General features: G+C 72.3%; 21 protein-coding genes. 13 read left to right on the top strand and 8 right to left on the bottom strand.

Features of this window, described 5'->3' with window-relative positions; translation table 11 throughout:
* The first annotated feature begins 17 nt into the window (after positions 1-17).
* The 4 genes from ACIG47_RS24195 to ACIG47_RS24180 all read left to right on the top strand — a co-directional run bounded on the left by ACIG47_RS24195 (position 18) and on the right by ACIG47_RS24180 (position 3,762).
* Entirely contained in the window at positions 18-1,280 is a 1,263-nt protein-coding gene (locus tag ACIG47_RS24195; RefSeq protein WP_397433616.1) for a glycosyltransferase, read from the top strand.
* A gap of 160 nt (positions 1,281-1,440) precedes the next feature.
* Complete coding sequence (locus ACIG47_RS24190) at positions 1,441-1,815, top strand: DoxX family protein (RefSeq protein WP_397433615.1); 375 nt, start codon at positions 1,441-1,443, stop codon at positions 1,813-1,815.
* 80 nt (positions 1,816-1,895) lie between these two features.
* Positions 1,896-2,774, top strand: coding sequence for a sigma-70 family RNA polymerase sigma factor (locus tag ACIG47_RS24185; protein WP_397433614.1), 879 nt, complete (start codon positions 1,896-1,898; stop codon positions 2,772-2,774).
* Positions 2,775-2,850: 76 nt separating this feature from the next.
* Positions 2,851-3,762 carry an SDR family NAD(P)-dependent oxidoreductase gene (locus ACIG47_RS24180; RefSeq protein WP_397433613.1) on the top strand — a complete coding sequence of 304 codons (912 nt, stop codon included), beginning with the start codon at positions 2,851-2,853 and terminating at the stop codon, positions 3,760-3,762.
* Positions 3,763-4,009: 247 nt separating this feature from the next.
* On the opposite strand, the gene ACIG47_RS24175 is transcribed toward ACIG47_RS24180, so the two are convergent.
* The gene (locus ACIG47_RS24175; protein ID WP_397433612.1) at positions 4,010-5,032 is read right to left on the bottom strand and encodes a zinc-dependent alcohol dehydrogenase family protein; all 1,023 of its coding nucleotides are present in this window, start codon (positions 5,030-5,032) and stop codon (positions 4,010-4,012) included.
* Positions 5,033-5,217: 185 nt separating this feature from the next.
* Here ACIG47_RS24175 and ACIG47_RS24170 point away from each other — a divergent pair, with 185 nt between their 5' ends.
* Positions 5,218-6,081 (top strand): helix-turn-helix transcriptional regulator, encoded by an 864-nt coding sequence (locus ACIG47_RS24170; protein ID WP_397433611.1) that lies wholly within the window; start codon positions 5,218-5,220, stop codon positions 6,079-6,081.
* A 326-nt stretch (positions 6,082-6,407) separates the two neighbouring features.
* On the opposite strand, the gene ACIG47_RS24165 is transcribed toward ACIG47_RS24170, so the two are convergent.
* The gene (locus tag ACIG47_RS24165) at positions 6,408-7,499 is read right to left on the bottom strand and encodes a LacI family DNA-binding transcriptional regulator (protein ID WP_397433609.1); all 1,092 of its coding nucleotides are present in this window, start codon (positions 7,497-7,499) and stop codon (positions 6,408-6,410) included.
* Positions 7,500-7,630: 131 nt separating this feature from the next.
* Between ACIG47_RS24165 and ACIG47_RS24160 the strand changes: the two genes are divergently transcribed.
* From ACIG47_RS24160 to ACIG47_RS24145, 4 genes are read left to right on the top strand one after another with little or no spacing between them, the layout of a single operon-like run.
* Positions 7,631-8,935, top strand: coding sequence for an ABC transporter substrate-binding protein (locus ACIG47_RS24160; RefSeq protein ID WP_397433608.1), 1,305 nt, complete (start codon positions 7,631-7,633; stop codon positions 8,933-8,935).
* The gene (locus ACIG47_RS24155; protein ID WP_397433607.1) at positions 8,929-9,855 is read left to right on the top strand and encodes a carbohydrate ABC transporter permease; all 927 of its coding nucleotides are present in this window, start codon (positions 8,929-8,931) and stop codon (positions 9,853-9,855) included. The genes ACIG47_RS24160 and ACIG47_RS24155 overlap by 7 nt, the downstream gene beginning before the upstream one ends.
* Entirely contained in the window at positions 9,852-10,679 is an 828-nt protein-coding gene (locus ACIG47_RS24150) for a carbohydrate ABC transporter permease (protein WP_397410739.1), read from the top strand. Before ACIG47_RS24155 ends, ACIG47_RS24150 begins: the two co-directional genes overlap by 4 nt.
* A gap of 14 nt (positions 10,680-10,693) precedes the next feature.
* Positions 10,694-13,510 carry a family 78 glycoside hydrolase catalytic domain gene (locus ACIG47_RS24145; protein ID WP_397433606.1) on the top strand — a complete coding sequence of 939 codons (2,817 nt, stop codon included), beginning with the start codon at positions 10,694-10,696 and terminating at the stop codon, positions 13,508-13,510.
* Here ACIG47_RS24145 and ACIG47_RS24140 read toward each other — a convergent pair.
* The gene (locus ACIG47_RS24140; protein ID WP_397433605.1) at positions 13,482-14,345 is read right to left on the bottom strand and encodes an SDR family NAD(P)-dependent oxidoreductase; all 864 of its coding nucleotides are present in this window, start codon (positions 14,343-14,345) and stop codon (positions 13,482-13,484) included. The two genes, ACIG47_RS24145 and ACIG47_RS24140, sit on opposite strands and share 29 nt — an antisense overlap.
* Positions 14,346-14,529: 184 nt before the next feature.
* Here ACIG47_RS24140 and ACIG47_RS24135 point away from each other — a divergent pair, with 184 nt between their 5' ends.
* Positions 14,530-15,390 (top strand): helix-turn-helix transcriptional regulator, encoded by an 861-nt coding sequence (locus ACIG47_RS24135; protein WP_397433604.1) that lies wholly within the window; start codon positions 14,530-14,532, stop codon positions 15,388-15,390.
* A 106-nt stretch (positions 15,391-15,496) separates the two neighbouring features.
* Entirely contained in the window at positions 15,497-15,934 is a 438-nt protein-coding gene (locus ACIG47_RS24130; RefSeq protein ID WP_397433603.1) for a DUF4383 domain-containing protein, read from the top strand.
* A gap of 105 nt (positions 15,935-16,039) precedes the next feature.
* Here ACIG47_RS24130 and ACIG47_RS24125 read toward each other — a convergent pair whose 3' ends face one another.
* The 4 genes from ACIG47_RS24125 to ACIG47_RS24110 form a co-directional block, all read right to left on the bottom strand.
* Positions 16,040-16,726 carry a small multidrug efflux protein gene (locus ACIG47_RS24125; RefSeq protein ID WP_397433602.1) on the bottom strand — a complete coding sequence of 229 codons (687 nt, stop codon included), beginning with the start codon at positions 16,724-16,726 and terminating at the stop codon, positions 16,040-16,042.
* Between the two features lie 125 nt (positions 16,727-16,851).
* Positions 16,852-17,913, bottom strand: coding sequence for a hypothetical protein (locus tag ACIG47_RS24120; RefSeq protein ID WP_397433601.1), 1,062 nt, complete (start codon positions 17,911-17,913; stop codon positions 16,852-16,854).
* A 173-nt stretch (positions 17,914-18,086) separates the two neighbouring features.
* Entirely contained in the window at positions 18,087-19,139 is a 1,053-nt protein-coding gene (locus ACIG47_RS24115; RefSeq protein WP_397433600.1) for a hypothetical protein, read from the bottom strand.
* A 198-nt stretch (positions 19,140-19,337) separates the two neighbouring features.
* Entirely contained in the window at positions 19,338-20,942 is a 1,605-nt protein-coding gene (locus ACIG47_RS24110) for a hypothetical protein (protein ID WP_397433599.1), read from the bottom strand.
* A 408-nt stretch (positions 20,943-21,350) separates the two neighbouring features.
* Between ACIG47_RS24110 and ACIG47_RS24105 the strand changes: the two genes are divergently transcribed.
* Positions 21,351-23,837 carry a hypothetical protein gene (locus ACIG47_RS24105; protein ID WP_397433598.1) on the top strand — a complete coding sequence of 829 codons (2,487 nt, stop codon included), beginning with the start codon at positions 21,351-21,353 and terminating at the stop codon, positions 23,835-23,837.
* A 150-nt stretch (positions 23,838-23,987) separates the two neighbouring features.
* The gene (locus ACIG47_RS24100; protein WP_397433597.1) at positions 23,988-26,084 is read left to right on the top strand and encodes a hypothetical protein; all 2,097 of its coding nucleotides are present in this window, start codon (positions 23,988-23,990) and stop codon (positions 26,082-26,084) included.
* A gap of 7 nt (positions 26,085-26,091) precedes the next feature.
* Here ACIG47_RS24100 and ACIG47_RS24095 read toward each other — a convergent pair whose 3' ends face one another.
* The gene (locus ACIG47_RS24095) at positions 26,092-26,421 is read right to left on the bottom strand and encodes a DUF192 domain-containing protein (protein ID WP_397433643.1); all 330 of its coding nucleotides are present in this window, start codon (positions 26,419-26,421) and stop codon (positions 26,092-26,094) included.
* Between the last annotated feature and the right edge of the window lie 181 nt (positions 26,422-26,602).

Here is a 26,602-nt window from a genome sequence, read left to right as displayed (position 1 = left end):
AACGGGGAGGCGACCCGATGAAGGTCCTGGTGATGACCCTGGGTACCCGTGGCGACGTGCAGCCGTTCGTCGCCCTGGCCCAGGGTCTGGTGGCGGCGGGGCACGAGCCGCTCGTGGTGGCGCCCCACCGGTTCGAGCAGTTCGTCAGCGACCACGGCGTGCCGTTCGCCGGCGTCGACGACGGTCCGATGCGCCTCCTCGACGGTGACGGGGCCGGGGCGGTGCTGGAGGGCGGGATCCGTGCCCGGCTGGCGCTCATGCCGCGCATGGCGGCGATGTTCACCAGGGTGCTGGAGGACTCCTGGGCGGTGGCGCGGGCATCCGGCGCGGACCTCGTGGTGCACAACGGGCAGATCGTGGCCGGGCAGCACGTCGCCGAGGCCCTCGGCGTCCCGGCCGTGCTCGGTCTGCCGATCCCGATGTACGTGCCGACCCGGGAGTTCGCCTGGCCGGGGGTCGAGGTCGCGGGGCGCCTGCCCCGGGCGCTGAACCGGGCCACGTTCCTCGGCATGCGCAGCACCACCACCATGTTCGGCTACGTCGTGGACCGTTGGCGGCGGGACGAGCTGCACCTGTCGCGCCGGCCCGGCCGGCACGACCCCACCCGGGTGGCCGACGGCGGCCGCGCCCGCGTGCTGCACGCGATCAGCCCGGCGGTGCTGCCGCGGCCGGCCGACTGGCCCGGCGAGGCGGAGCTCACCGGGTACTGGACCCTGGCCGGGCCGCCGGCTCCGCTGCCCGCCGGCACCGAGGCGTTCCTGGCCGCGGGGGAGAAGCCCGTGTTCGTGGGATTCGGGTCGATGGCGGGTGCCGATCCGGCGGCCACCACGGCCACCGTCCTGGAGGCGGTGCGGCGCACCGGCCGTCGCCTGGTGGTCGGTGCGGGCTGGGGCGGCCTGGACACCACGGACCTGCCGGAGCACGTCCACGCCGTCACGGACGTGGACTACCGGGCACTGTTTCCCCGGGTCGCCGCCGTCGTCCACCACGGCGGGGCGGGCACCACGGGCGTCGCGTTCGCGGCGGGGACCCCGCAGGTCGTGTGCCCGTTCGTCGCGGACCAGCCGTTCTGGGGCGGGCGGGTCGAGCGGCTCGGGGTCGGCCCGGCCCCGGTGCCCCAGAAGCGGCTCACGGCCGACCGGCTCGCCGCTGCGCTGGAGCACGCCCTGAACGACCGGGCCCGGGCGGAGGCCGGGCGCGTGGCGGCGGCGATGCGCGAGGAGGACGGCGTCGCCACGGCCGTCCGGAGCCTCGAGGGGGCCGGCGAGCGGGTGCGCTGAGGCGCTGCGGCCGGGGTGGTGCCCGCTGCTGCGGGTCGGCCCGTCGCGGTGGGCAGCGCGCGTTCCCGCTGGTCGTCACGTCGGGCAGGGTCCGTCTCGTCGAGGGGGTCGACGGCGCCGGACACGGCCGGCGCCCCGTCCGACCAAGGAGAAAAGCCTCGTGAACCTGACCCTCTGGATCGCCACCGGGCTGCTGGCGGCGGTGGCGCTGCTGGGCGGCACCAGCAAGACGTTCTTCCCCAAGGCGAGGCTGGACGCGCACCCCGCGAGCTGGACGTCCCGCGCGAGCACCGGCTTCGTCAAGGCGCTCGGCGTGCTCGAGCTGCTGGCGGCCGTGGGCCTGGTCCTGCCCGCGGTGCTCGACGTCGCGCCCGTCCTGGTGCCGGTGACCGCCTTGTGCTGGGTGGTGCTCATGGTCGGTGCGATGATCACCCACGGTCGGCTCGGTCAGCCCCGGCTCGTGCTTCTGACGGCGGGTTACCTGGCGCTCGCGGCGTTCGTCGCCTGGGGGAGGTTCTTCGTGGTGCCGCTGTGACCGGTCGGTGCCCGTCGTTACCTTCGCCGGGTGCCGTCCGTCGTACGGGGTGACGTCACCCACCCGAGAGAGGTGCTCGCATGACCGGATCCCGTGCCCAGGACGCCGTGGCCGCGGCGTTCCAGGAGGAGAGAGGACGGCTCGTCGCCGCGGCGCGCCGCATTCTGGGCTCGCCCGCCGACGCCGAGGACGCGGTGCAGGAGGCGTGGCTGCGTCTGTCCGGCCAGGACCCGGCCACGATCGACAACCTCGCCGCATGGCTGACCACGGTGGTGAGCCGGGTGTGCCTGGACATGCTCCGTGCGCGCCGGGCCCGGCCTGCCGTGCCGCACGACGAGCCGCTGTCGCAGCTCGTGGTGACCGAGGACGACGCCGGCACGCCCGAGCAGGACGCCCTGCTGGCCGACTCGGTCGGCCTGGCGCTGCTCGTGGTGCTCGACAGCCTCGGCCCCGACGAGCGGCTGGCCTTCGTGCTGCACGACGTCTTCGGGCTGCCGTTCGACGAGGTCGGCTCGATCCTGGGCAAGTCCACGGACGCGGCGAAGATGACCGCGAGCCGTGCACGCCGCAAGGTGCGCGGTGTCGAGCGGTCCCGCGGCGCACGGGAACGGCAGCGCGCCGCGGTCGACGCGTTCCTGGCCGCAGCGCGCGACGGCGACTTCGCCGGGCTGCTGCGCGTGCTCGACCCCGACGTGGTCTGGCGTGCGCACACGCCGCACGGCGTGGTGGTCCGGATCGGGGCGACCGAGGTGGCCGCCAAGGCGCAGCAGGCCGTGCACGCGCGGGCGACCGCACGCCGCGTCCTGGTCAACGGCGAGCCGGGCATCGTGGTCTGGGGTGCGAACGGCACGGCGCAGGCCGTGATGTCGTGCACCGTCGAGCAGGGGCGGATCGTGGAGATGGTGTCGGTGCTCGACCCGCACGGGCTGGCCGTCGACCTCCCGGCCACGCCCGCGTGACGCCCGCTGTTACCTTCTCGCCCGCCCCGCCGTCGTCTGGGTGTACGGAACATCCACCGCAGGACGGGAGCACATCATGACCAAGACCTGGTTCGTCACCGGTACGTCGCGCGGCCTGGGCCGCGCCTTCGTGGAGGCCGCGCTCGCCCGGGGCGACAGGGTGGCCGCCGCAGCCCGGGACACGTCGACCCTGGATGACCTGGTCGCGGCCCACGGCGACGCGCTGCTGCCGCTCGGGCTCGACGTGACCGACCGGGACGCCGTCCACGCCGGCGTACGGCGGGCGCACGAGCGCTTCGGCCGCCTCGACGTCGTGGTGAACAACGCGGGGTACGCGCAGGTCGGCGCCGTCGAGGAGCTGACGGAGCAGGAGGTGCGCGACCAGCTCGAGACCAACGTGTTCGGGGCGCTATGGGTGGTCCAGGCGGCGCTGCCGTACCTGCGGGAGCAGCGTGGCGGGCACATCGTCCAGATGTCGTCGGCGGCCGGTCTCCTGGCCATGCCGTTGGGGGCCGCCTACCACGTGTCCAAGTGGTCGCTGGAGGCCCTGAACGAGTCGCTCGCGCAGGAGGTCGCCGAGTTCGGGATCAAGGTGACCATCGTCGAGCCGGGTGGGTACGCCACACGGGGCGGCAAGAACCCGGACCCGCTCGACAACGGGCACGTCTCCGCGCCGGACCCGGCCTACGACGGGCTGCGCCGTCGCCTGGCCGAGTTCACCCGGGACCAGCCCGCGGGGGACCCGGCCGCCGCCGCGCAGGCACTCCTCACCCTCGTCGACGCCGAGAACCCGCCCCTGCGGGTGCTGTTCGGCCAGGGCTTCCACGGGCTGCTGCAGAAGGTCTACGCGGACCGGCTCCGGACGTGGGCGGACTGGCAGGACCTGTCGGCACGGGCGCAGGGGTTGCCTGTGCCCGCGCCGGAGCCCCGGCCCGACTCCCGGCTCGACGCCCAGTCCGTCGCCGGGGGCGTCGTGACCCGCGGATGACGCGGGCGACGTCGGACCGCCCGGCCGGACCCGGCGGCCGGGCGGACCGGGCGGGCCGGCCGTCGTGAGAGCGACCAGGGACGACCTGCCCCGCGGGAGGCTGTCACTCGGTGTAGACAACGTCTACTCTCTGCAACCCCTGCCCGCGGGGCACCCTTCCACGGAGACCCCTGGACCACCGCGCAGACGGGTGGATCGTGCCTCAGCCTGAGGCCCGCACCGCCGGCGATGGTCAGGATGCTTCTGGTCAGACGGTGAGCAGCACCTTGGTCGCACGCCGCTCGTCCATGGCCCGGTAGCCCTCGGCCGCGTCCTCCAGGGGCAGGGTCAGGTCGAAGACCTTGCCCGGGTCGATCGTGCGGTCCCAGATGAGCTGGATCAGCTCGGGCAGGAACCGGCGCACGGGGGCGGGCCCGCCGTGCAGGTGCACGCCCGTGTAGAACAGGTCCAGGCCGTCGAGCTGCACGCCGTGCGTCACGCCGACGTACCCGACGTACCCGCCGGGCCGTGCCGACCGGATGGCCTGCCACATCGACTCCTCGGTGCCCACGGCCTCGACCACGCCGTGGGCGCCGTAGCCGCCGGTCAGCTCCTTGACCTTCGCGGCGCCCGCGTCGCCGCGCTCCTCGACGACGTCGGTGGCCCCGAACTCACGGGCCAGCGCCTGGCGCTCGGGGTGGCGGCTGAACACGATGATCCGGTCGGCGCCGAGCTGCTTCGCGGCCAGCACCGCGGAGAGCCCGACGGCGCCGTCGCCGACCACCGCGATGGTCCTGCCCGGCCCCGCCTCGGCGGCCACGGCCGCGAACCAGCCGGTGCCGAGCACGTCGGAGGCGGCGAGCAGCGACGGAACCAGGTCGGCGTCGGGCGCGCCCGGCGTGGGCACGAGGGTGCCGTCGGCCAGCGGGATGCGCGCGAGCTGGGCCTGGGTGCCCACCGAGCCCATCATCACGTGGTGGATGCACCGCGACTGGTACCCGGCCTGGCAGATCTCGCACGTGTTGTCGGAGGCGACGAACGATCCGACGACGTAGTCGCCGACCTTGATGTCCCGCACGTCGTCCCCGACCTGCTCCACCAGGCCGATGTACTCGTGACCCATCGGGGTGGGACCGTTCAGGGTCTCGATGCCCCGGTACGGCCACAGGTCCGACCCGCAGATGCAGGCCGCGGTGACCCGGATGATCGCGTCGGTGGGCTCGACGATCGCGGGGTCCTCACGGTCCTCGACGCGGACGTCGCCGGGGGCGTGCATGACTACTCCACGCATGGTGGTACTCCTTGCTCCGGAGACCTGCTCCGATGATCTGCTCCGGTGATCGCACCGGGACGGCAGGCCGCCTGGTGAGCGGCACCTCCTCAGTGTTCGTCCCGGTCGCCGGGACAGGGAGTCCCTGGCGTGGGGTGTACCGACAGGGCACCCCCGGGCCGGGGCATCCGACCTAGCCTGGGGGCATGGACAACCGAGCAGAGGTGCGCGAGTTCCTCATGACCCGCCGCGCCCGGCTCACGCCGGAGGCGGCGGGGCTGCCCGCGGGCACGCACCGCCGGGTCACGGGCCTGCGCCGCAGCGAGGTGGCCGCGCTCGCCGGCGTCAGCGTGGAGTACTACGCGAAGCTGGAACGTGGCGCGCTCGGCGGTGCCTCGGCGGCCGTCCTGGACGCGCTGTCCCGCGCCCTGCACCTCGACGACGCCGAGCACGCCCACCTGCTCGACCTGGCGCGCGCCGCCGACGGCATCCCGTCGTCGGGGCGCAGCCGCCGCCGGGCCGCCCGTCCGGGACCGCCGCGGTCCAGCCTGCAGTGGGCGCTCGACTCCATGACGGACTCCGTGGCCGTGGTACGCGACCAGCGCCAGGACCTCGTGGCGACCAACGCGCTGGGGCGCGCCTTCTACTCACCGCTGATCGGCGACGGCGGCCGCACGCCGAACTTCGCCCGCTTCCAGTTCCTGGACCCCGCGGCCCGCGAGTTCTACCCGGAGTGGGACCGGTTCGCCCAGATGTGCGTGGCCATCATCCGGGCCGAGGCCGGGCGCGACCCGCACGACAAGGGCATCCAGGACCTCGTGGGCGAGCTGTCGACGCGCAGCGAGCTGTTCCGCAGGCTCTGGGCCGCGCACGACGTCCGCACCCACGGCAGCGGCACCAAGCGGTTCCGGCACCCGGTGGTGGGCGAGCTGACCCTCGTCTACGAGGAGTTCGCGCTGACCGCCGAGCCGGGCCAGGTCATGCTCGTCTACACGGCCGAGCCCGGCTCGCCGTCGGCGGAGGGGCTGCGCCTGCTCGCGTCCTGGTCGGCGGAGCACGCCCCGGCCTGAGCCCTGGGTGCGCCACAGGCCGCGTTGGCGGTGTTTGGTTGGTCGGTTGCTTGTTGGGCTGGTGTGTGGTCGGTCTGTTGCCTGTCGGGCTGGTGTGTGATCGGTCGGTTGCCCGCCGGGCTGGTCGGTGATCGGTCGGTTGCCTGCCGGGTTAGTGGGGGATCGGTCGGTTGCCCGCCCGGGCTGGTGCGCGATCGGTCCCCTGCCTTGAGATCGGTCGCTCAACCGACCGATCTCAAGGCAAGCGACCGAGTTCTCGCGCGAGGTCCGTGCAGGTGACCGAATGCCACCGTCCCGCCACCGTCCCGCCGTCGGCCCGGCACCGTTCAGGGCTGGCGCGGCGCCGCGCTCGAACGTCGCACGTGCAGCACGGCGGGTGCCTCGTACCGCACGGGTTCGGTGCGCCCCGCCAGCCGTTCGAGCAGCAGCCGCACCGCCTCGCGGCCCAGGGTGATGCCGCTCTGGTCCACGCTGGTGAGGGAGACGAGGGGGTGCCGGGCGATCGGCACGTCGTCGTAGCCCACCACCGTGACGTCCTGGGCGTCGAGGCCGGCCTCCGCGACGGCGCTCAGCACGCCGATCGCCAGGGTGTCGTTGCCCGCGAAGATCGCGGTGGGCGGTTCGGGGGAGGCCAGCAGGGTGCGGGTCGCGGCGTGGGCCTCGGAGCCGTCGAACATCGTGTGCACCACCACGGGCTCGAGGCCCCTGGCCCGCATCCGTTCGCGGTAGACGGCGGTGCGTGCGACGTGCGGCTCCTCGCCGGCCTGGCCTGCCCACGGCGGCTCGGGCCGGGACGGGTGGATGGTCAGGTGGGCGATGCGCCGGTGGCCGAGGTCGAACAGGTGCGACATGACCTGGTCGGCGCCGGACCGGTCGTCGCCCGTGATGGTGTCGTAGCGGTCGGACCGGTCGTGCCGGCCGATCATCACCAACGGGGTGTGCTCGGCGATCTGGTCGAGCCAGGCGGGGTCGACGCGAGGAGAGATGGCCACGATGCCGTCCACCTGCCGGTCCGCGAGGCTGTTGATCGCCACGTCGCTCTTCTGGTCCCGGCCGAGCGGGGCGATGATCATCTCGTACGGGGTGGCGGCCAGGGCCTCGGTGGCGCCGTCGACGATCATGGTGAGGAAGTCGTTGCCGACCTGGGGCACCTCGAAACCGAGCGTGAAGCTTGCCCCGCGCATCGCCCGCGCGGCGACCCGGGGCCGGTACCCCAGGCGCTCGATCGCCGCCTCGACCTGTGTGCGCATGTGGTCGCTGACGCCGTACGCGTTGCGGATCACCTTGGACACGGCAGCGCGGGAGACGCCGGCCTCGCGGGCGACGTCCTGGATCGTCGAGGGGCGCAGCCCCGGTCCGGCGGGCGCCGGAGGTGTGCGGGGGACCGGCGGTCGTGCGGCCCGGGGCTCTGAGGTCACGGCTCTGTTCCCGATTCTGTAGATCGGTTGACACCCTATAGGGCGCTCGCTAGCGTGAGCGCACTGAAAGGATTCATTCCGCAGAGTGTAGATCGCTCTACGATCCTTTCGCTCTACAAGGAGGTAGAGAGATGCACCGCGCACTTCGTCGTCGGGCGGTCGTGGCCGCCGCGGCGCTCCCGCTCGCCGTCCTCGCCGGCTGCTCGTCCGGCGGATCGGGTGACGGCACCACCGAGATCACCTTCCTCACCTCGAACGACGCCCCGAACCCCGAGACCGCCGAGGCTCTGGCCGCAGCGTTCGAGGAGGAGCACCCCGACGTCTCCGTCACCGTCGAGATCCGGCCCGGCGGCACCGAGGGCGACAACCTGGTCAAGACCCGCCTGTCCACGGGGGAGATGGCCGACGTCTTCTACTACAACTCCGGCTCCCTGCTCCAGGCGCTCAACCCGGACTCCACGCTCGTGGACCTGAGCGACCAGGAGTGGGTGGGCTCGCTCACCGAGGAGTTCGTCCCGACGGTGAGCACCGACGCCGGCACCTACGGTGCGCCGCTGGGCGCCTCGTTCGCGGGCGGCATCGTCTACAACAAGCCGCTCTACGAGGAGCTCGGTCTGGAGATCCCGGAGACCTGGGACGAGTTCATGGCGAACAACGAGACCATCGCCGCCGAGGGCGACGGCGTGGCCCCGGTCATCCAGACCTACGGCGAGACCTGGACCAGCCAGCTCTTCGTGCTGGGCGACTTCGCCAACGTGCTCGCCGTCGACCCCGAGTGGGCCGACCAGTACACGGCACACGAGCGCTCCTACGCCGAGGAGCCCGCGCTGCTGGGATTCGAGCACCAGCAGGAGGTCGCCGAGGCCGGGTACTTCAACGAGGACTTCCCGTCCGCCACGTTCCCCGACGGTGCCCGCATGGTCGCCGAGGGCGAGGGCGCGCACTACCCGATGCTCTCCAGCGTGATCCAGACGATCCTGCAGAACACCCCCGACGCCGTGGACGACATCGGCTTCTTCGCGCTGCCCGCGCAGGACGCCGAGCACACGCAGGCGACCATCTGGCAGCCCAACGCGCTCTACGTCCCGCGGTCCACCGAGGGCGCCGAGCTGGAGGCGGCCAAGGAGCTCGTCGCGTTCGCGAACAGCGAGGCCGGGTGCGAGATCCAGAACGAGCTGCTGCCGCCCGCCGGGCCGTACGCGGGCACGTGCGAGGTGCTCGACTCCGCTCCGCCGCTCCTGGACGACATCCAGGCCTACTTCGACGCCGGCAAGGCCGCCAACGCCCTGGAGTTCAGCTCCCCGGTCAAGGGCCCGAACCTGGAGAAGGTGACGGTCGAGGTGGGTTCCGGCATCAAGACGGCGCAGGAGGCCGCCGAGTTCTACGACCAGGACGTCGAGAACCAGGCCCGTCAGCTCGGCCTCGAGGGATGGTAGCGGCGGCGACCGCCGAGGTGCGGACCGGCAGGCGCCGCCGGACGGCGGGGTCCACCTCGGCCACCCAGCGCAGCATCTACCCGTCGTGGTTCTACCTGCCGGCCGCGGCGCTCTACCTCGTGTTCTTCGCGGTGCCGACGTTCGCGTCGTTCTGGTTCAGCCTCACCCGCTGGACCCTGTTCGACACCGAGTTCATCGGCCTGGAGAACTTCGTCCAGTTCTTCAGCGAACCGCAGCTCTCCCGCGGCTTCGTGAACACGCTGATCTACGGGTTCGTGACCTCGGGCGCCAAGGTGGTGCTGGGGCTGGCGCTCGCGGTGCTGCTCACCTCGCAGCTCGTGGGCCGCGGCTACCTGCGGTCGGTGGTGTTCTTCCCGGTGCTGGTCTCCACCATCGGCGTCGGCATCACGTTCAAGGCGCTGCTCGACCCGTTCGACGGCGTCGTGAACACCATGCTCGCCGCGTTCGGGATCGAGGGGCCGGGGTGGTTCACCGACCCGAACCAGGCGCTGCTGACCATCGCGGCGGTCGACGTCTGGAAGGGGCTCGGCATCGCGACGCTCATCTACATCGCGGGCATCGTCGCGATCCCGCAGGAGTACTACGAGGCCGCGCGGGTCGACGGTGCGGGCCGGTGGCAGCAGTTCCGCTCCATCACGCTGCCGCTGGTCCAGCCCGCCACCGCCACGGTGATCATCCTGTCGCTGATCGGCGGCCTGCGGTCGTTCGATCTCATCTGGGCCACCACGGGCGGCGGGCCGGGGTTCACCAGCGACGTGATCGGGTCCGTCATCTACAAGCAGTACCAGGCCGGCTTCTACGGGCTGTCCACCGCGGGCAACGTGATCCTCTTCCTGGTGGTCACCGCGGTGATGGTGCCGGTCTCGATGCTGCTCAACCGCAAGGAGGTCGAGCGATGAGGCGCACCGGTTCCTGGGTGGTCGGCATCGTGGCCATCGCGCTCTCCGTGGTGGTCTTCCTCGTCCCGTTCGCCTTCATCTTCCTCACGGCGTCGAAGGACGCGTCGTCGGCGTCGCGGCTGGAGTTCTCCTGGCCGCAGGAGTGGGCGTTCTTCGACAACCTCACCGAGGTGCTCACCACGCGGGACGGCATCGTGGTGCGGGCGTTCGTCAACAGCACGGTGCTGACCGTGGTGAGCGTCGCGATCATGGTGGTGCTCGCGGCGATGGTCGGCTACCTGCTGCAACGGCGCCGCACCCGGCTCAACCCGGTCGTCAACTTCCTCGTGCTGGCGGGCCTCATCGTGCCGCCCGCCGTGGTGCCGACCATCTGGGTGCTGCAGCAGACCGGCCTGTTCAAGACCATGCCCGGCCTCATCCTCGTCGAGGCCACGTTCGGTCTGTCGTTCTGCATCCTGCTGTTCCGTGCGTTCGTGGCCACCATCCCGCGCGAGCTGGACGAGGCGGCGATCATCGACGGCGCCGGGCCGCTGCGGCTCTTCTTCACCGTGGTGCTGCCGCTGCTGCGGCCCGTGATCATCACGATCGTCGTGGTGCAGGCCGTCAACGTGTTCAACGACTTCACGAACCCGCTGTACTTCCTGCCCGGCGACGAGAACGCGACCGTCCAGCTCACGCTCTACAACTTCCAGAGCCAGATGGTCAGCCAGTTCAACCTGCTGTTCATGGACATCCTGCTGATCACGGTGCCGCCGCTGGTCATGTACATCTTCTTCAACCGCCAGATCGTGGCCGGCATGACGTCCGGCGCCGTCAAGGGCTGAGAGGTTCGCATCGCATGAGCAACTACACCCACGTCCGCGAGCTGCGCGTCGAGCGCCGCACCGACGGCGCGTACGCCGACACCCCCACGCCCCGGCTGAGCTGGACCGTCGAGAGCGACGTGCCCGGCTGGTGGCAGGCCGGCGCCGAGGTGCGGCTCGACGGCGAGCACGTCGCCCGCCTCGACACCGACGAGTCGCACTTCGTGCCCTGGCCGTTCGACGCCCTGGCCCCGCACGCCCGGCACACCCTGGAGGTGCGCGTCACGGGTACCGACGGCGGCACCTCGCCCTGGAGCGCCCCCGTCGCCCTGCGCAGCACCTTCCTGGCCGACGGCGAGTGGACCGCCCCGTTCGTGGGGCTCGCCGAACCACCCGTGCCCGCGACCCCGGGCCTGCTGCGCACCGAGCTCGACCTGGGCGGCGAGGTCGCGAGCGCGACCCTGTACGCGTCGGCCCACGGCGTCTACCAGGTGGAGATCAACGGGCAGGACGTCGACGACGCCGTGCTCAAGCCCGGCTGGACCGCCTACCAGCACCGCCTGGTGCACGAGGCGACCGACGTGACGGCCCTGCTGCGCCCCGGCGCGAACGCCGTCGGCGTGCGGCTGGCCGGCGGCTGGTGGACCGAGAGCTACGGGTTCCACGGCGAGGCCCGCCCCTTCTACGGCGAGCAGCCGGCCGTGGCCGTGCAGCTCCACGTCGTGCTCACCGACGGCACCACCCGCGTGCTGACCACGGGCCCGGACTGGCGCGGCGCGGTCGCGGGCCCGGTCACGGCCAGCGGCATCTACGCCGGCGAACGGATCGACGCCCGCCGCGCGCTGCCCGGCTGGAGCCTGCCCGGGTTCGACGACTCGGCCTGGTCGCCCGTCCGCACCGACGACGACGCCGTCGTGCCCGAGCCCGCCCTGGCCGAACCCGTGCGCCGCGTCGACGAGCTCGGCGTCCAGGACGTCATCACCACGCCGTCGGGGCGCACCGTGCTGGACTTCGGCCAGAACCTCGTCGGCCGGCTCCGGGTGCGCGTGTCGGGCGAGGCCGGCCAGGTGATCACCCTGCGGCACGCCGAGGTGCTGGAGCACGGCGAGCTCGGCGTCCGCCCGCTGCGGCACGCCGAGGCCACCGACCGCCTCGTGCTGTCCGGCGGGCAGGACGTGTTCGAGCCCGAGTTCACGTTCCACGGGTTCCGGTACGCCGAGGTGGACGGCTGGCCCGGACGGCTCGACCTCGCGACGGCCCAGGAGGCCGTCACGGCCGTGGTGATCAGCAGCGACATGCGCCGCACCGGGTGGTTCGAGTGCTCCGACGAGCGCGTCAACCGGCTGCACGAGAACGTCGTGTGGGGCATGCGCGGCAACTTCGTCTCCCTGCCCACCGACTGCCCCCAGCGCGACGAGCGCCTCGGCTGGACGGGCGACATCCAGGTCTTCGGCCCCACGGCGAGCTACCTCTACGACAGCGACGCCTTCCTGGCCTCCTGGCTGCGCGACGTCGCCGCCGAGCAGGCCGCACGCGACGGCGTCTGCCCCATCGTGGTGCCGTTCGTGCTGCCCTTCGGCTCCCAGCCCGCGGCCGCCTGGGGCGACGCCGCGACCGTGGTACCCACCACCCTCCTGGAGCGCTTCGCCGACCGGCGGGCGCTCGCGGAGCAGTACCCGAGCATGCGCGCCTGGGCCGACGTGCTGGTCGGCCTGTCGGGCGAGCGGCTGCTGTGGGAGGGGATGTTCCAGTTCGGCGACTGGCTCGACCCCGACGCGCCGCCGGACGACCCCGCCGGAGCCAAGACCGACCCCGACATCGTCGCGAGCGCGTACGTGGTGCGGTCGCTGCAGCTCGTCACCGCGGCCGCGCACGAGCTCGGGGACATCGCGGCCGCCACCCGGTACGCCGACCTCACCGAGCGCGCCCGGCAGGCCTGGGTCCGCGAGTACACGACGCCGTCCGGCCGCGTCGTGTCGGACGCCCAGACCGCCTACGCGCTCGCCATCGCCTTCGACCTGGTCGACGACGCGACGCGCGCCCTCATGGGCGACCGGCTCGCGTGGCTCGTGCGCCGCGCCGGCTACCGGATCGGCACCGGCTTCGTGGGCACCCCGATCGTCCAGGACGCCCTGACCTCGACGGGTCACGCCGACGTCGCCGCCCGCCTGCTCCTGCAGACCGGCGTCCCCTCCTGGCTGTACGCCGTGACCATGGGCGCCACCACGGTCTGGGAGCGCTGGGACAGCATGCTGCCCGACGGCAGCATCAACCCCGGCGAGATGACGTCGTTCAACCACTACGCGTTCGGCGCCGTCGCGGACTGGCTGCACCGCACGGTGGCCGGGCTGGCGCCCGGCACGCACGGGTACCGGCGGCTGCGGGTCGCGCCCGTGCCGATCGCCGGGCTCGACCACGCGGCGACCCGGTTCGAGAGCCCGTACGGGACGGCGGAGGCCGGGTGGACGGCCCGCGACGGGCAGGTCGTGGTCCGCGCGGTGGTGCCGCCGAACACCCGCGCGGAGGTGCTGCTGCCCGGGGGAGACCGCCTGGAGGTAGGGGCCGGCCGGCACGAGTGGACCGTCGCCGACCCCCGCACGCGGCCCGCGCCCGCCCCCGTCACGCTGGGCTCGACGCTCGGCGAGGTCGCCGACGACGCCGAGGCCTACGCGCTGGTCCAGGCCACCGTCGAGGAGCTCGCGGGCCGGCGGACCAGCGCCCTGCGCTCGCTGCGGGAGTGGACCGACCAGCGCACTCTGGAGGAGGAGCTGACACGGCTGGCCCCGGCGGCACGCGAGCGCGTGGGCGCGGCGCTGGAGGTGCTCAGCTCTCGGCGGGGTAGTCGGTCGTGACGGCGAGCGCCCGTGACGCCGCGACGTCGTCGGCCAGGGCCTGGAGGCGGCCGTCGGCGAGGGCGAGGGAGTCCGAGCCCAGGAGCTGGTGAAGCGGCGCGTCCCCGCCGGTCGCCACGGTGATGATCGCCGTGGCGGCCCGGGCGGGGTCGCCCGGCTGGGTGCCGGGGATCTGGTGCAGGTGCTGGTCGACCATCTCGCGGATCGCGGGGTAGGCGTCGCTGGTGGCGGCGGGCAGGCCGACCGAGACCGGGCGCAGGAAGTCGGTGCGCATGTAGCCGGGCTCCACGCTGTTCACCCGGATGCCGTGGTCGGCGACCTCGGCGGCCAGGGACTCGGTGATCGCCTCCAGCGCGAACTTGCCGGCGGTGTAGAGGCTCCAGCCCGGGAAGGAGAGCAGCCCGAGCACGGAGGAGACGTTGATGACGTGGCCGCTGCGGTGCGCCCGGAAGTGGGGCAGCACGGCGCGCAGCACGTTCCAGACGCCGAAGACCTGCACGTCGAACATGGCGCGCGCGTCGGCGTCCGAGACCTCCTCGACCGCGGCGAGGTAGCCGTAGCCCGCGTTGTTGACCACGACGTCGAGGGTGCCGAAGCGGTCGATCGTCTCCGTGACGGCCCGGGTGACCTGCTCCTGGTCGGCCAGGTCGACGGTCAGGGGCAGCAGGCGCGTGGTGTCGCTCCCGGCCAGGGCCGTCGTGAGGCGTTCGGTCGAGCGGGTGGTGGCGGCGACCTGGTCGCCGCGGTCGAGGAGCTGGCGCACCAGCTCGAGGCCGAGCCCGCGGGAGGCGCCGGTGACGAACCAGGTGGCGGGGCGGTCGGTGGGGTAGGTCATGGGAGTTCTCCTTCGTGGTGCGGTGGATGCCGGCACTGCCTGCCGACGTCCACCAGCCTTCCGCCGGAACAGGCACTCCGGGGGCGCATACCGGGCCCGGCGGAACCTCGGTCGCGCCTGACCAGGACGCGGAGGTCCACCCAGACGGCTGCGCCGCACGGACCCGGCCGCGCAGAATGAGGACATGCCCGAGAAGAACACCGAGCTGGCCGACTTCCTGCGGCGCGCCCGCAGCCAGTGCGACGCCTCGCGGGCCGGCCTGCCGGCCGACGGCCGGGTGCGCCGCGTGCCCGGCCTGCGCCGGGAGGAGGTCGCCTTCCTGGCGGGCGTGTCCACCGACTACTACGCGCGTCTGGAGCAGGGGCGGCGGATCGTGCCGTCGCCGTCGGTCGTGGACGCCATCGGCCGCGCGCTCGACCTCGATGCGGCGGGGCGGGCCCACCTCGCCGACCTGATCGGCCTGGGCACCACGAGGCCGCAGCAGCGGTCCCGTCCCGTCCAGCGCGTGCGCCCCGGCCTGTACCAGCTCCTCGACGCGCTGGACGACGTGCCGGTGCTGGTGCTCGGCCGCCGGTCGGACGTGCTGGCACAGAACCGCATGGGCCGGGCGCTGTTCACCGACTTCGAGCGGTTCCCCGCACCGCGGCGCAACTACGCGCGGTGGATGCTGCTCGACGACGAGGCGCGGTCGCTGTTCGTCGACTGGGAGGAGCAGGCGCGCGTGGCCGTCGAGAGCCTCCGCCTGGAGGCGGGCAACGATCCCGAGGACCGGGCGACGGCCGAGCTGGTCGCGGAGCTGCGCCAGTCCGCACCCGAGTTCGGCAGGTGGTGGGACGAGCACCGCGTCAACCGGCGCACGTACGGCGCCAAGCGGCTGCGGCACCCGGTGGTCGGGGACCTCACGGTCGGGTACGAGACGCTCACCCTGCCCGGCGACGCCGACACCACGCTGTACGTCTACTCGACGGAGCCGGGCTCGCCGTCGGCCCGGGCGCTGGACCTGCTGGCGAGCTGGTCGCTCACCGGAGATCCCGCCGCGCACTGACCCATCCGATCCGGGCGTGGGTCCGAACCCCTGCTGAGCCCCGCCGGCCGTCCGGTACGACGGCCGAGGGGTGCGCACGGACACCCACCCAGGATGGAGATCAGCGATGACGCAGTACACGCCCTCGACACGTACCAGGGCACCGCACCAGTGGCTCGCCGTGACGATCGGCGCGGTCTACCTCGTGGTCGGCATCGCGGGGTTCTTCGTGACCGGCTTCAGCGGTTTCGCCGAGCACGACCACGGCCAGACGCTGCTCGGTTTCGCCGTGAACCCGCTGCACAACATCGTGCACATCGTGATCGGCCTGCTCGGCCTCGCGCTGTGGTCCACGCCGGGCCGGGCCCGGACCTTCGGCTGGCTGCTCGCCGTCGGGTACGGCGCGACGTTCGTGTTCGGCCTGTTCGCGGTGAACAACCCCGGCATCAACATCATCAACATCAACGCTGCGGACAACGTGCTGCACGTCCTGAGCGCGCTGGCCGGCCTGGCCATCGCCCTGTGGCCGGCCCGCTCGACCACGACGGCGGCGTCGCACGCCTGACGCCACGACCTGTCCGGGTGCCCCCGGAGGTGGACGGTTGTTCACCAGGCCGCTGGGGACCGTCATGCCATGCATGACGGTCCCCAGCGGCCTGGTGAACGAGGGTCAGGCGGCCGTGATCGCCGTGATGAAGCCGGCAGCAGCCAGGGTCAGGACGGTGGTCCAGGCGACGATGGCGATGACCTGCCAGAGGATGACCCAGTTCTTGCTCACGCCGGAGGCGACCAGGGTCGCGGCCGTCAGGTGGGTGGGCAGCGCCAGCGGGCCGAGCAGGCTCGCCCCGGGGACGCCGAACCGCACGAGCCAGCGGCGCAGACGCTTCTGGCCCTTGGCCTTGCGGGTGGTGGGCTCGGCGTCGCCGACGCCGTTGCCGTCGGCGTCGGGCTGCGGCTCGGCCCCCGGGCCTGCCGTGGCGTCCGGCTCCGCCTCGGGGCGTGGCCCCGCGCCCGTACCAGGGCCGGCCGCGACGGTGGTGCCGGCGCCTGCCGGGACCGCCCGGGCCGCCACGGGTGCACCGGCGTCCGCCGCGACCTTCCGGGCGCGGCGGGCCTGGACCGCGCCTCGGGCCCGCGAGCTGAGCAGCACCACCAGCACGACGGCGATGATGTTGCCCGCCGCGCCGGAGACGCCGGCGACCACCGGGTTGATGCCCGCGAGGACGCCCAGCGCCGCCGATCCCTCGCCCTCGATGTACGGGATCGCGCCGGCGAACGCGACGATCAGGGGCTGCACCAGCTCAGGCACCTGCGCCACCAGGTCCTGAAGGTCCTCGTAGGGGTTGAAGCCTGCCATGGGCGTCTCTTCCGACGGGGCGCCCGAGACGGGCGCCGGGTTTCTACGGCCGGCTGTCCGCCGGCGTAAGCCAGTAGAAACCGTGTCCCAGGAACAGGGTCAACGGGTGCGTCCTGGGGTGCGCGTCACACGGGACGGCGCGACCGGCCCGCCGTCCGCTCCTCGCGGAGCGCGACCTCCAGCGCCAGGAACGCCAGCACGTCCAGCAGCAGTCCGAAGGCCGCCGTCCACCGCACCGCACGGAACACCAGGACCTGCGTGAACAGCAGGCTGACCAGCACGGCCCGGCGCACCCAGGCGGCACCGTGCAGGCGGTCCCGGCGGCCGACCACGACGCCCACGGCGAGGAGCACCACCGACGCCGTGACCGCCACGAGGATCGCGACACCGGTCCACGTGGGCAGCCCGGGCACCAGACCCTGGACGATGCGCACGCCGACCGTGGCCTCCGCGGCGCTCGTGACCAGGAGCAGCGAGATCACCAGCCATGCCACCCAGGCGCGGTCCACGAGCGCGTCCAGCCCGCGCACCACCCGGTCCACGCCGGAACGGACCAGGTCGGGCACGTCGGCGTCGTCGTCGGGGACGGCCTCGACGAGGCGGGTGACCAGGTCGGCGCCCGGCTCGCCGGCACCGCGCCGCGCGAGGGTGCGCGCCTCCTCGCGGGCGTCCGGGGTGAACCCGCCGGCCAGGCCGGTGGCGAGCCGGTCGGCGGCGACCGCCAGGTACTCCGCCGGGTGGTGCGGCCGGCGGCCGTGCAGCCCCTCGACGACGAGCACGAGCAGCACCGTGACGACGTAGATGATCGCGGCGGTGGGCGCGTAGAAGTAGTCGTTGTCGGAGGTGACGAACTTGCCCACCTCGTCGATGAACAGCCCGAAGCCGACACCGCCGAGGATCGCGCCGAGCGAGCGGGGCACCGGGCCCACGTACGAGAGCAGCAGCATGATCGCCAGGGCCATGAGGAGGCCGCCCCACAGCACGTGGGCGACGTGCAGGCCACCGCCGCCGATCTGCGGGTAGCCCGTCGCGGCGAGGTAGGCCCGGGTGGCGAGCACCGTCACCACGCTCGCGACGAGGAACGTCACCAGGTGCCGGACCGCGGAGGTGTCGCGTGGTGCCCCGAGCCGCAGCAGGCGCCCCCGGCCCGCGAGGCTCACCGGTCCGGTGCGTGGTTCGTCGGTCATACGGCCCCCGTCGTCGCCCTGTCGCCGGCGCGCGGGCCGGTGTCGTCCCAGGCCATCCTCTCGCAGGGGGTGCGCCGGGTTCCACCGGCACGGGTCGGGGGGGCGGCACCGTCCCGGGCGATCGTGCCGGCGGCGGCCGCCGTCCGTGAGGCCCGGACGACGGCCGCCGGCGGTCAGGCCGTCCGCGCGATGGCGATGTTGGTGTTGCTGCGCGCCCCGGCCTCGTAGAACATGTACAGCCGCCCGCCCTCCTCGGCGAAGCTCGGTGCCGCGGCCCGGGTCGCGACCGGCTCCGTGTAGAGCACGCCCAGGTGGTTCTCCCGGTCGAAGCTCGTGCCGACGTCGGCCACGTGGATGGTGCCGGACCCGCTGTGGTAGACCACGTGGCCACCGCCGTTGCGGGACCAGTAGTGCGCTCCCGAGAGCTGGCCGCCCTCGCCCGAGCGCGGCGAGATCAGGGGCTGGTGCTTGAACTGCCAGCCCGAGGCGAGCCGGTCGGACCAGCCGATGAAGATCTTGCGCGTCCCGGCCTGGGCGCCCATGAAGAGCATGATGTGCGTGCCGGACTGCGTCGGGTGCGGGAACACCCGGGCGTACGACGTCTCGGTGACGTCGGAGGGCAGCATCCCCGTGTGCAGCACGGTGGCGCCGTAGGTGAAGTTCACGCCGTCGTCCGACGTCGCGACCCGGGTGGTCGTGTTCTCCCCGTGGAAGAACAGGTAGATGCGGCCGTCGTCGGCGTTCCAGACCGCGTGCGGGCTGGAGACGTGGCTCACCGAGTAGTGCGGTGACCAGGTGCGGGAGATGATCGGGTTGTTCGGGTACTCGCGCCACGGGCCGGCCAGCGAGTCGGCGTACGCCAGGCAGATCCCGCCCGGGGCGTCGTGCGGCGCGTAGTACATGTACCAGGCGCCGAGCGGGTTGCGGACCTTGCCCGCCACGTGGCGCACCGAGGGAAAGATGATCTCCTTGCGCGCCGGGGCGTAGGCGAGCTGGGACCTGTCCATGGCGGCGCCCAGCCGGGTGAAGGTGGGAAAGCCCGGCACCGCGGCGGCGGCCGGGGCACCGGCCGCCGCGCCGACGCCGAGGGCGGCGGCCGAGCCGAGCACCGCGGCGCCGACCAGCAGGCTCCGTCGGCCGAGCAGCGGTGGTGTGCCGGTGGCGTCGGAACCGGCGCCCGGTGTGCCGGCGGTGGATCCCGGGCCGAACCTGTCGTCGAACGTCATGGCGACTCCGCTCCGGCCCGTGCGGCTGCCGCGCTCCGGTGCGCGACGGCGGATCACGCCGGGCCACTAGGTGTCGAATGTCGGGCCAGGGCGGTGACCCGGTCAACCGGATGATAAGAACCATCACCTGGCGGCCCGGCCGTCGCCTGCGTCCGACCCGTCGACCGGGGAGCGGGGCGCGCGCCGCCGGGGTCGTGCTCAGTCCGTGACGTGGGCCTGCCGCGCGTGTACCGGCAGGAGGTCGACGACGAACGTGGCGGGCACCGCGGTCCCGTCGAGGGTCCGCGCGGAACCGTTGCCCCGGCCGTTGCCGTTGCTGTTGCCGTTGCCCTGACCGCCACCGTTGCCGTGCCCGGGTCCCTTGCCTGGTCCGGCGCCGGGCCCCTTGCCTGGTCCGGCGCCGTTGCCGTTGCCCGGGCCCTGGTCGTTGTCCTGGGTCGGGCCCTTGCCGTTCGGGTTGCCGGGGTTGCCAGGAGGCCCGCCCGCCGGCGGCTCGGGCTCGGCCGGCGGCTCGGGTGCGGGCGGGGGTTCCGGCGCGGTGGGTGGCTCGGGTGCGGGCGGCGCCTCGGGTTCCGGTGCGGGTGCCGCGGGCTCCTCCGGGGCGGGCTCGACCGGGGGAGCGGCGGACCCGGGCGCGTCGGTACCGGCGTCCGGCGCGGCGTCGGCGGGCGGCGGGTCGGACAGCGGCTCCGCCGCCTCCGGCTCGGGCTCGGGTCCGGCCGGCGGCTCGGGCGCCGCGACCTGCTCGATCACCGGTTCGGCCGGCTCGGAGACGTCCTCGGGGCGTGGGGCCGCCGCGGAGGTCGGCTCCGCGCCGCCCGGCGCGGGGGTGTCCGGCGCCGGACGCCCGGGCGGCGGAGCCTCCGGCGCCGTCGGGCGGGCCGGTGCGGTGCCGGTGTCCGGACCCGCGATGGTCTGGGCGGGTGGCTGGTCACCCTGGCCGCCGAGCGAGGCCCAGGCGATCCCGCCCAGGACGAGCACGGCCGCGACACCTGCCGCCACCGCACCCTGCTGTGCCCGGGGCAGGCGCGGTCCGGTCGCGGCACCGCCCACGGTGCCGACCCCTGCGGTGGCGAGCGCGGCGCCCAGCGTGCCCGTGGCCACCGCGCCCGCGACCAGGTGTTGTCCGAGGTCGCGGAGCATCCAGGAGACTTCGCGGACGTCGATGAAGGCGCGGGTGCAGTCGGCGCAGCCGTCCATGTGGACCTCGAGGCGGTGCTGGCGGCGGGGCAGCATGCGGCCTTTGAGGTAGTCGTGCATGCCGGCGCGGGTGGTGCGGCACTCGGGTTCGGTCACGGCCTGGGCGTGGGCGGCGGCGAACGCTCCGGCGAGGCGTTCCTCGGCGCGGCGTAGCCGCATGGTCACGGCGTGGGGGCGGACGCCCAGGCCGGTGGCGATGTCGGTGACGGCTTTGTCGTGCACGTGGCGGTCGAACAGGATCTGGCGGTCGTCGTCGGCCAGGTCGGCCAGGGCGGTGCGGAGCATGCCGGCGTCGGCCTGGCGTTCGGCGTCGAGCTCGGCGCCGTGGGCGGGTGGGGTCAGGCCGTCGAGGGTGTCGTCCTCCACGAGGGTGGTGCGGCCTTGCTCGCGGGTCATGGAGATGGCTTCGTTGACCGCGGCGCGTCGCCAGTAGGGGGCGGGGTCGGTGATGGTGCCGCCGGTGGAGACGATGCGGATCATCTTCTCCAGGGCGCGGCTGGTGGCCTCCTCGGCATCGATCCCGGGTACCCGGGCTGCTACCGAACGCACGACGTTACGACGATGCACGACCCAGTCGTGCACGCCCGGCTCCAGCATGCTCATGTCTCCTCCTCCCGCCACACCGATGGACGACCCTTTAAAGGCAGATGGGATTTATGTCCTAAATGGGCCCCTGAAATGCGCCCGGGGTCGATGACACAGCATACGGAATTGGCTCCTGGCGTCCCGTCGGTGGTGGTGAAGTGAGGGCGGTGAACGGCGCGATGCCGCGGCTCCCGTCCCAGGGTGAAATCCGTGCGAGGTGCTCCCGGTGCGGGCGCGCGGAATTGCCCCGGTGTCCTTTCCGGCGTCTTTCTCAGGGGTGTGCTCATGGGCGTGGCGGTTGGCCGCGCCATGGCAGGCCCGGTCCGGTCCGGCGCCCGTGCTGGGCCTCCGGGCCCAGGGAATCTGGGTACACGGTTGGGTCGCCGGGCCGTCGTTCCTCGCTGCGCCCGTTCCTACCGTGAGTGAATGGCCGGCGACGTCGAGGTGAACGCAAGTTGTCGTGCTGGGGTGCGCGACCGGGCCCGGCGCTCGTCGCGCGAGTCCGGGCAGGCGCTGACGGAGTACGTCGCGGTCATCGGCGTGCTGCTGCTGGTGGTCGCTGTGGTCTTCGCGGCCGCCAGCCCGGTGGCGGCGGACATCGGCGAGCAGTGGCTGTGCGCCGTCGACCCGATCGTCAAGGAGGACGGCGCGGAGGGTTGCGTGGACGAGGACGGCGGCCCGGGGGAGCCGGGCGACACGCCCGGCCCCGGCGACGACTACAGCCCGCCGACGGGCGACTGCGAGCAGGACGTGACGTTCGACTTCGTCGACAGACCGGACTCGCCGTGGGACACGGCGGTGGTGCAGATCGACTGCGTCTGGTACCCGGGCCCGACCCTCTGCTTCTCGGCGGACATGCCCGACGGGCACCTCGACCGCGACGTCGGCGACCGCGTGTACCTGGAGGAGGAGATCCAGGATTTCGTGGACTGCGTGCTGGACGGCCGCGGTGGGCCGAAGGACGACCCCGACGACGCTTCCTGCGTGAACACGATGCCCACCAGCGAGGAGTTCGACGAGGACGCCCCGCCCCGCGTGCAGGTGGGCTGCCGGGAGTACCCCGTGCCCAAGGGGTGCGAGAAGGAGTGGGCGGCCTACGAGGACGCCGAGCCCGGCCGGGAGCGCGCCGCACGCTCCGGGGAGCTGGCCAACTGCATCGTCGAGAAGTACAAGTCCATGGAACCGACGTGCGTGGTGCAGGCGACCGGTCACGTGGAGAGCTCGGAGATCCAGTTCCTGTTCTTCCGGTGGGGCGACAGCAACGGCACGCTCATCGAGAAGCTGGGCGACGGGCGCATCCGCATCCACATCCTCACCGGGGTGGAGACGGGTGCGGGCGTGAGCGGCAGCGACGTGGGCGGCTCGCCGGTCAGCTTCGACATCGCCGGCATCACCGGGTACGGCACCGACAAGACGTACGAGTTCACGGACATGACCAAGGCTCAGGAGTGGATCAACTGGTACAAGAAGTACGACATGGCCAAGTCCATCGTCTACAGCGGCGGCGGCCGCAACTGCCCGCCGCCCATGAGCTACTGCCCGCCGCCACCCGACCACATGCCCGACGTCGGCGACGTGCAGGACCTCCAGGACGAGGAGCCCGAGCACCACGAGCTGGCCGAGGCGGACAGCGACATCAAGAAGGTGAAGCTCAAGGGCGGCCTCAGCCTGACCGGCAAGAACGGGCCGTTCTCCCTGACGGGCAGCGTCGAGGGCGGCTACGAGGGCGAGGTCCAGGTCGAGGACCGGCGGTGGTCGGACGGCAGCCGCACGGCCACGTACACGTCGTCCGACATCGGCGGGTTCCTGATCGGGGCCTCGCTGGGCGGCAAGAAGCCGTTCACCAAGGACAAGGACGGCAAGGAGACCAGCTCCGGCTCGGGGGCCGGCTCGGGCTCGGTGGGCATGGAGTGGAAGGGCACCACGAGCACCACGGCCGCCTGGGACAAGGAGGGCAAGCTGGCCAAGCTCATCATCTCGATGGACGAACAGGTCATGCGCACGCTCTACAAGGCCGGCGTCGACCTGTCGGTGGCGCTGCCGTACGGGTTCGCGGTGAACGGCGGCTACAGCACGTCCGAGGAGTCGGGGACCATCTCCAAGCGCGAGCTGATCATCGACTTCAACCAGTACCCGGAGCTGCGCGAGAAGCTGGGCCCCCGGATCGACGAGGTGTTCCCCCGTGACAAGGAGGGCAACCTCGTGAAGGGCGACGTCGAGATCGACGGGGAGAACGAGGAGGGCGGGCTCCTGTACGACACCGCCGAGGACTACGCCAACGTGCGCGAGCTGACCTACGACGCGACCCGGGCGACCGAGGGCGGCAGCGGCGGGATCACATGGCAGGGCCTGGACCTGTTCAAGGTGTCGTTCACATCGGTGGACGAGGAGCAGATCCTGTCGGAGTCGTCGTTCGAGGTGACCGACGTGGACGGCACCAAGCAGAAGGTCTCGCCGGCCCCGCAGTGCAAGGCCAAGGACTTCGAGCAGCCGCCTGCCTACTACAGCGACGACTTCTCCGACCCGCCCACGCAGATCGGGCAGCAGAGCCACGACATCGGCACCGAGTACGTGGACAACAAGTCGCCCAAGTTCACCGAGGGCACCTACCCGGGCACGGACTACGACGGCGACGTCCCGGGCGACCGGGCCGAGCGGGTGCACTCGCTGCTGGACGAGTACTCCGCGGCCTTCCCGGACAAGAACATCCTGGTGGTGAAGGACTTCGGCAACTTCAGCTTCAGCGGCCTGTTCGGGTTCGTGCACCTGGCGACGGTCGACGGGATGGACGTCATCGGGATCAACCAGGGCACGGTGAAGAACAAGGGTGACGGCGGCTGGATCAACTGGGGGTTCACGGGCAGCTACGACTACGACCCGGACACCAGGACCGTGAAGTTCAAGCAGCCGTGAGCGGTCGGGTGAAACCTTCCCGCGCTCTGGGCCCGTGGCCCCACTGCGTGGTGCCGCAGGCCCATGACCTGCGGTTTCGGTGCAAATCTGTACGCCGACGGGACGTTTCCCGGACAGTTCGAGTTCACGCTCCCGTCCTAGTTTTCGAGCATGACCAGACGAGACCGCGAGGCGGGACAGGCGCTCACCGAGTACGTCGCGGTCATCGGTCTCCTGTTGCTGGTGGTCGGCATCGTGTTCGCCGCGGCGACCCCGGTGGCGGCCGACGTGAGCGAGCAGTGGCTGTGTGCCGTCGACCCGATCGTCAAGGAGGAGGGTGTCGACAGCTGCGGCGACCCCGGCTCCCCGGGGGACCCCGGTGACCCGGGCGACGACGAGTCCCCCGGGGACAGGTACAGCCCGCCCACGGGCCGCTGCGAGGACGACGTGACCTTCGACTTCGTGGACAAGCCCGAGTCGCAGTGGGACACGGCCGTCGTGCAGATCGACTGTGTCTGGTACCCGGGCCCGACCATCTGCTTCTCGGCGAACATGCCCGAGGGGCACCTGGACCGCGACCGCGAGGACCGCGTGTACCGCGAGGACGAGATCCAGGACTTCGTGGACTGCGTGCTCGACGGCCGGGGCGAGCCCAGGGACGACCCGAACGACGAGTCCTGCGTCGCCACCCTGCCCACGAGCGAGGAGTTCGACGAGGACGCCCCGCCGAAGGTGCAGGTGGGCTGCCGCGAGCTGCCTGTGCCCAAGGGTTGCGAGAAGGAATGGGCGGCCTACGAGGACGCCGAGCCCGGCAAGGAGCGTGCCGCACGCGCGGGCGAGCTGGCCAACTGCGTCACCGAGAAGTACGGCTCCATGGAGCTGCCCTGCGTGGTGGAGGCCACGGGACACGTGGACAGCACCAACATCCAGTTCCTGTTCTTCCGCTGGGGCGACAGCAACGGCACGCTCATCGAGAAGCTGGGCGACGGCCGCATCCGCATCCACATCCTCAAGGGCGTGGAGTTCGGCGTGGGCGCCAGCGGCAGCGACGTGGGCGGCACGCCCATCGCCTTCGACATCGCGGGCATCACCGGCTACGCCGAGGACTACACCTACGAGTTCACGGACATGCAGAAGGCCCAGGACTGGATCAACTGGTACAAGAAGTACTCCCTCTCGGCGGAGATCGTGAGCTCCCCGCCGACGCACTGCCCGCCGCCGCACATCAGCTCCTACTGCCCGCCGCCCCCGGACCACATGCCCGACGTCGGGGACGTGATGGACCTTCAGGACGAGGAGCCCGACCACCATCTCGTCGCGACGTCCACGAGCGACATCAAGAAGGTCAAGCTCAAGGGTGGTCTCAAGTGGGGTGCCGGGGTGGGCCCCGTCGAGCTCAAGGGCATGGTCGACGGCGGCTACGAGGGCGAGATCCAGGTCGAGGACCGGCAGTGGTCGGACGGCTCGGTGACCGCCACGTACACCTCGTCCGACATCGGCGGGTTCCTGATCGGCGCCGAGCTGTCCGGCAAGCAGCCCTTCACCAAGAAGAACGACAAGGAGACCAGCTCCGGCAAGGGCAAGGGCAAGGGGCAGGTCGGCATGGAGTGGAAGGGCACCACCAGCACGTCGGTGATCTGGGACAAGGACGGCAAGCTGTCCAAGCTCACGATCGCCATGGACGACCAGGTGATGAAGACGCTCTACAAGGCCGGTATCGACATCGACGTGGTGCTCCCGTACGGCTTCAAGGCGACAGGTGGGTACAGCAAGTCCGAGGAGGAAGGCACTCTCTCGAAGACGGAGCTGATCATCGACTTCAACCAGTACCCGGAGCTGCGCGAGAAGCTCGGCCCGAAGATCGACGAGATCTTCCCCCGCAACGACGACGGCACCCTGAAGAAGGGCGATGTCGAGATCAACGGCGAGGACTCCGAGGGCGGCGAGCTGTACGAGGCCGCCCAGGACTACGCCAACGTGCGCGAGCTCACGTACGACATGGACAGGGTCACCGAGGGGGGCGGGTACGGCCTCAAGTGGGAGGGCCTGGACCTCTTCAAGGTCGACTTCACCTCGGTCGACGAGAACCGGACCCTGTCGGAGTCGTCGTTCGAGGTGACCGACGTGGACGGCAACAAGCAGACCACGTCGCCGGCGCCGCAGTGCCGGGCCAAGGACTTCGAGGCGCCCGACGACTACTACACGAGCGACTTCTCCGCACCGCCGACCCCGACGTTCAGCGGCGGCCAGAGCTTCGGCAACCCATGACCCCCGGTCACTCCCGCACCAGGGCGAGGCGGCTGCCCGGGCGCAGGCCCCAGCGTTCGAAGCTCCCGGCGGGCGCCTCGAGCACCTGGTGCACGCCCCTGCGGGGCCGGGTCACGGCCCACGGGCGCAGCACCTGCGTATGCAGCACCTCCAGGCCGGCGGAGAGCAGGGCGACGTCGAGCGGCACGCGCATCCACGCACCGTGCACCGACGAGCACGGTCGCAGCAGCAGGGCCTCGGGCAGCTCGCGCCGGAACAGCAGGCCGCGTGCGCGGGCCAGGGCGGTGTCGGCGACCTCGACGCCGGCCACCGGACGGTCGTCGACCACGAGCTGCATCGGTGTCACGGGAGTCCTCTCGGTCGGGCCACCACGGGATCGTAGCCGCTCATATGAGCGCAGAGATACGGGAAAACGCTCAAAAGTCGAATTCATCCGCCGGACATGTATACGTTTATGGGCAAAATTAGTACAGTCCGTGGTGTCCACATGGCTATCCGTGGGCGCTTGTGGCGATCGT

The organism is Promicromonospora sp. NPDC052451 (assembly GCF_044547525.1).
GTDB lineage: Bacteria > Actinomycetota > Actinomycetes > Actinomycetales > Cellulomonadaceae > Promicromonospora.
Note: the sequence above shows the minus strand (reverse complement) of the source record. Positions and strands in the feature narration are given on the sequence as shown.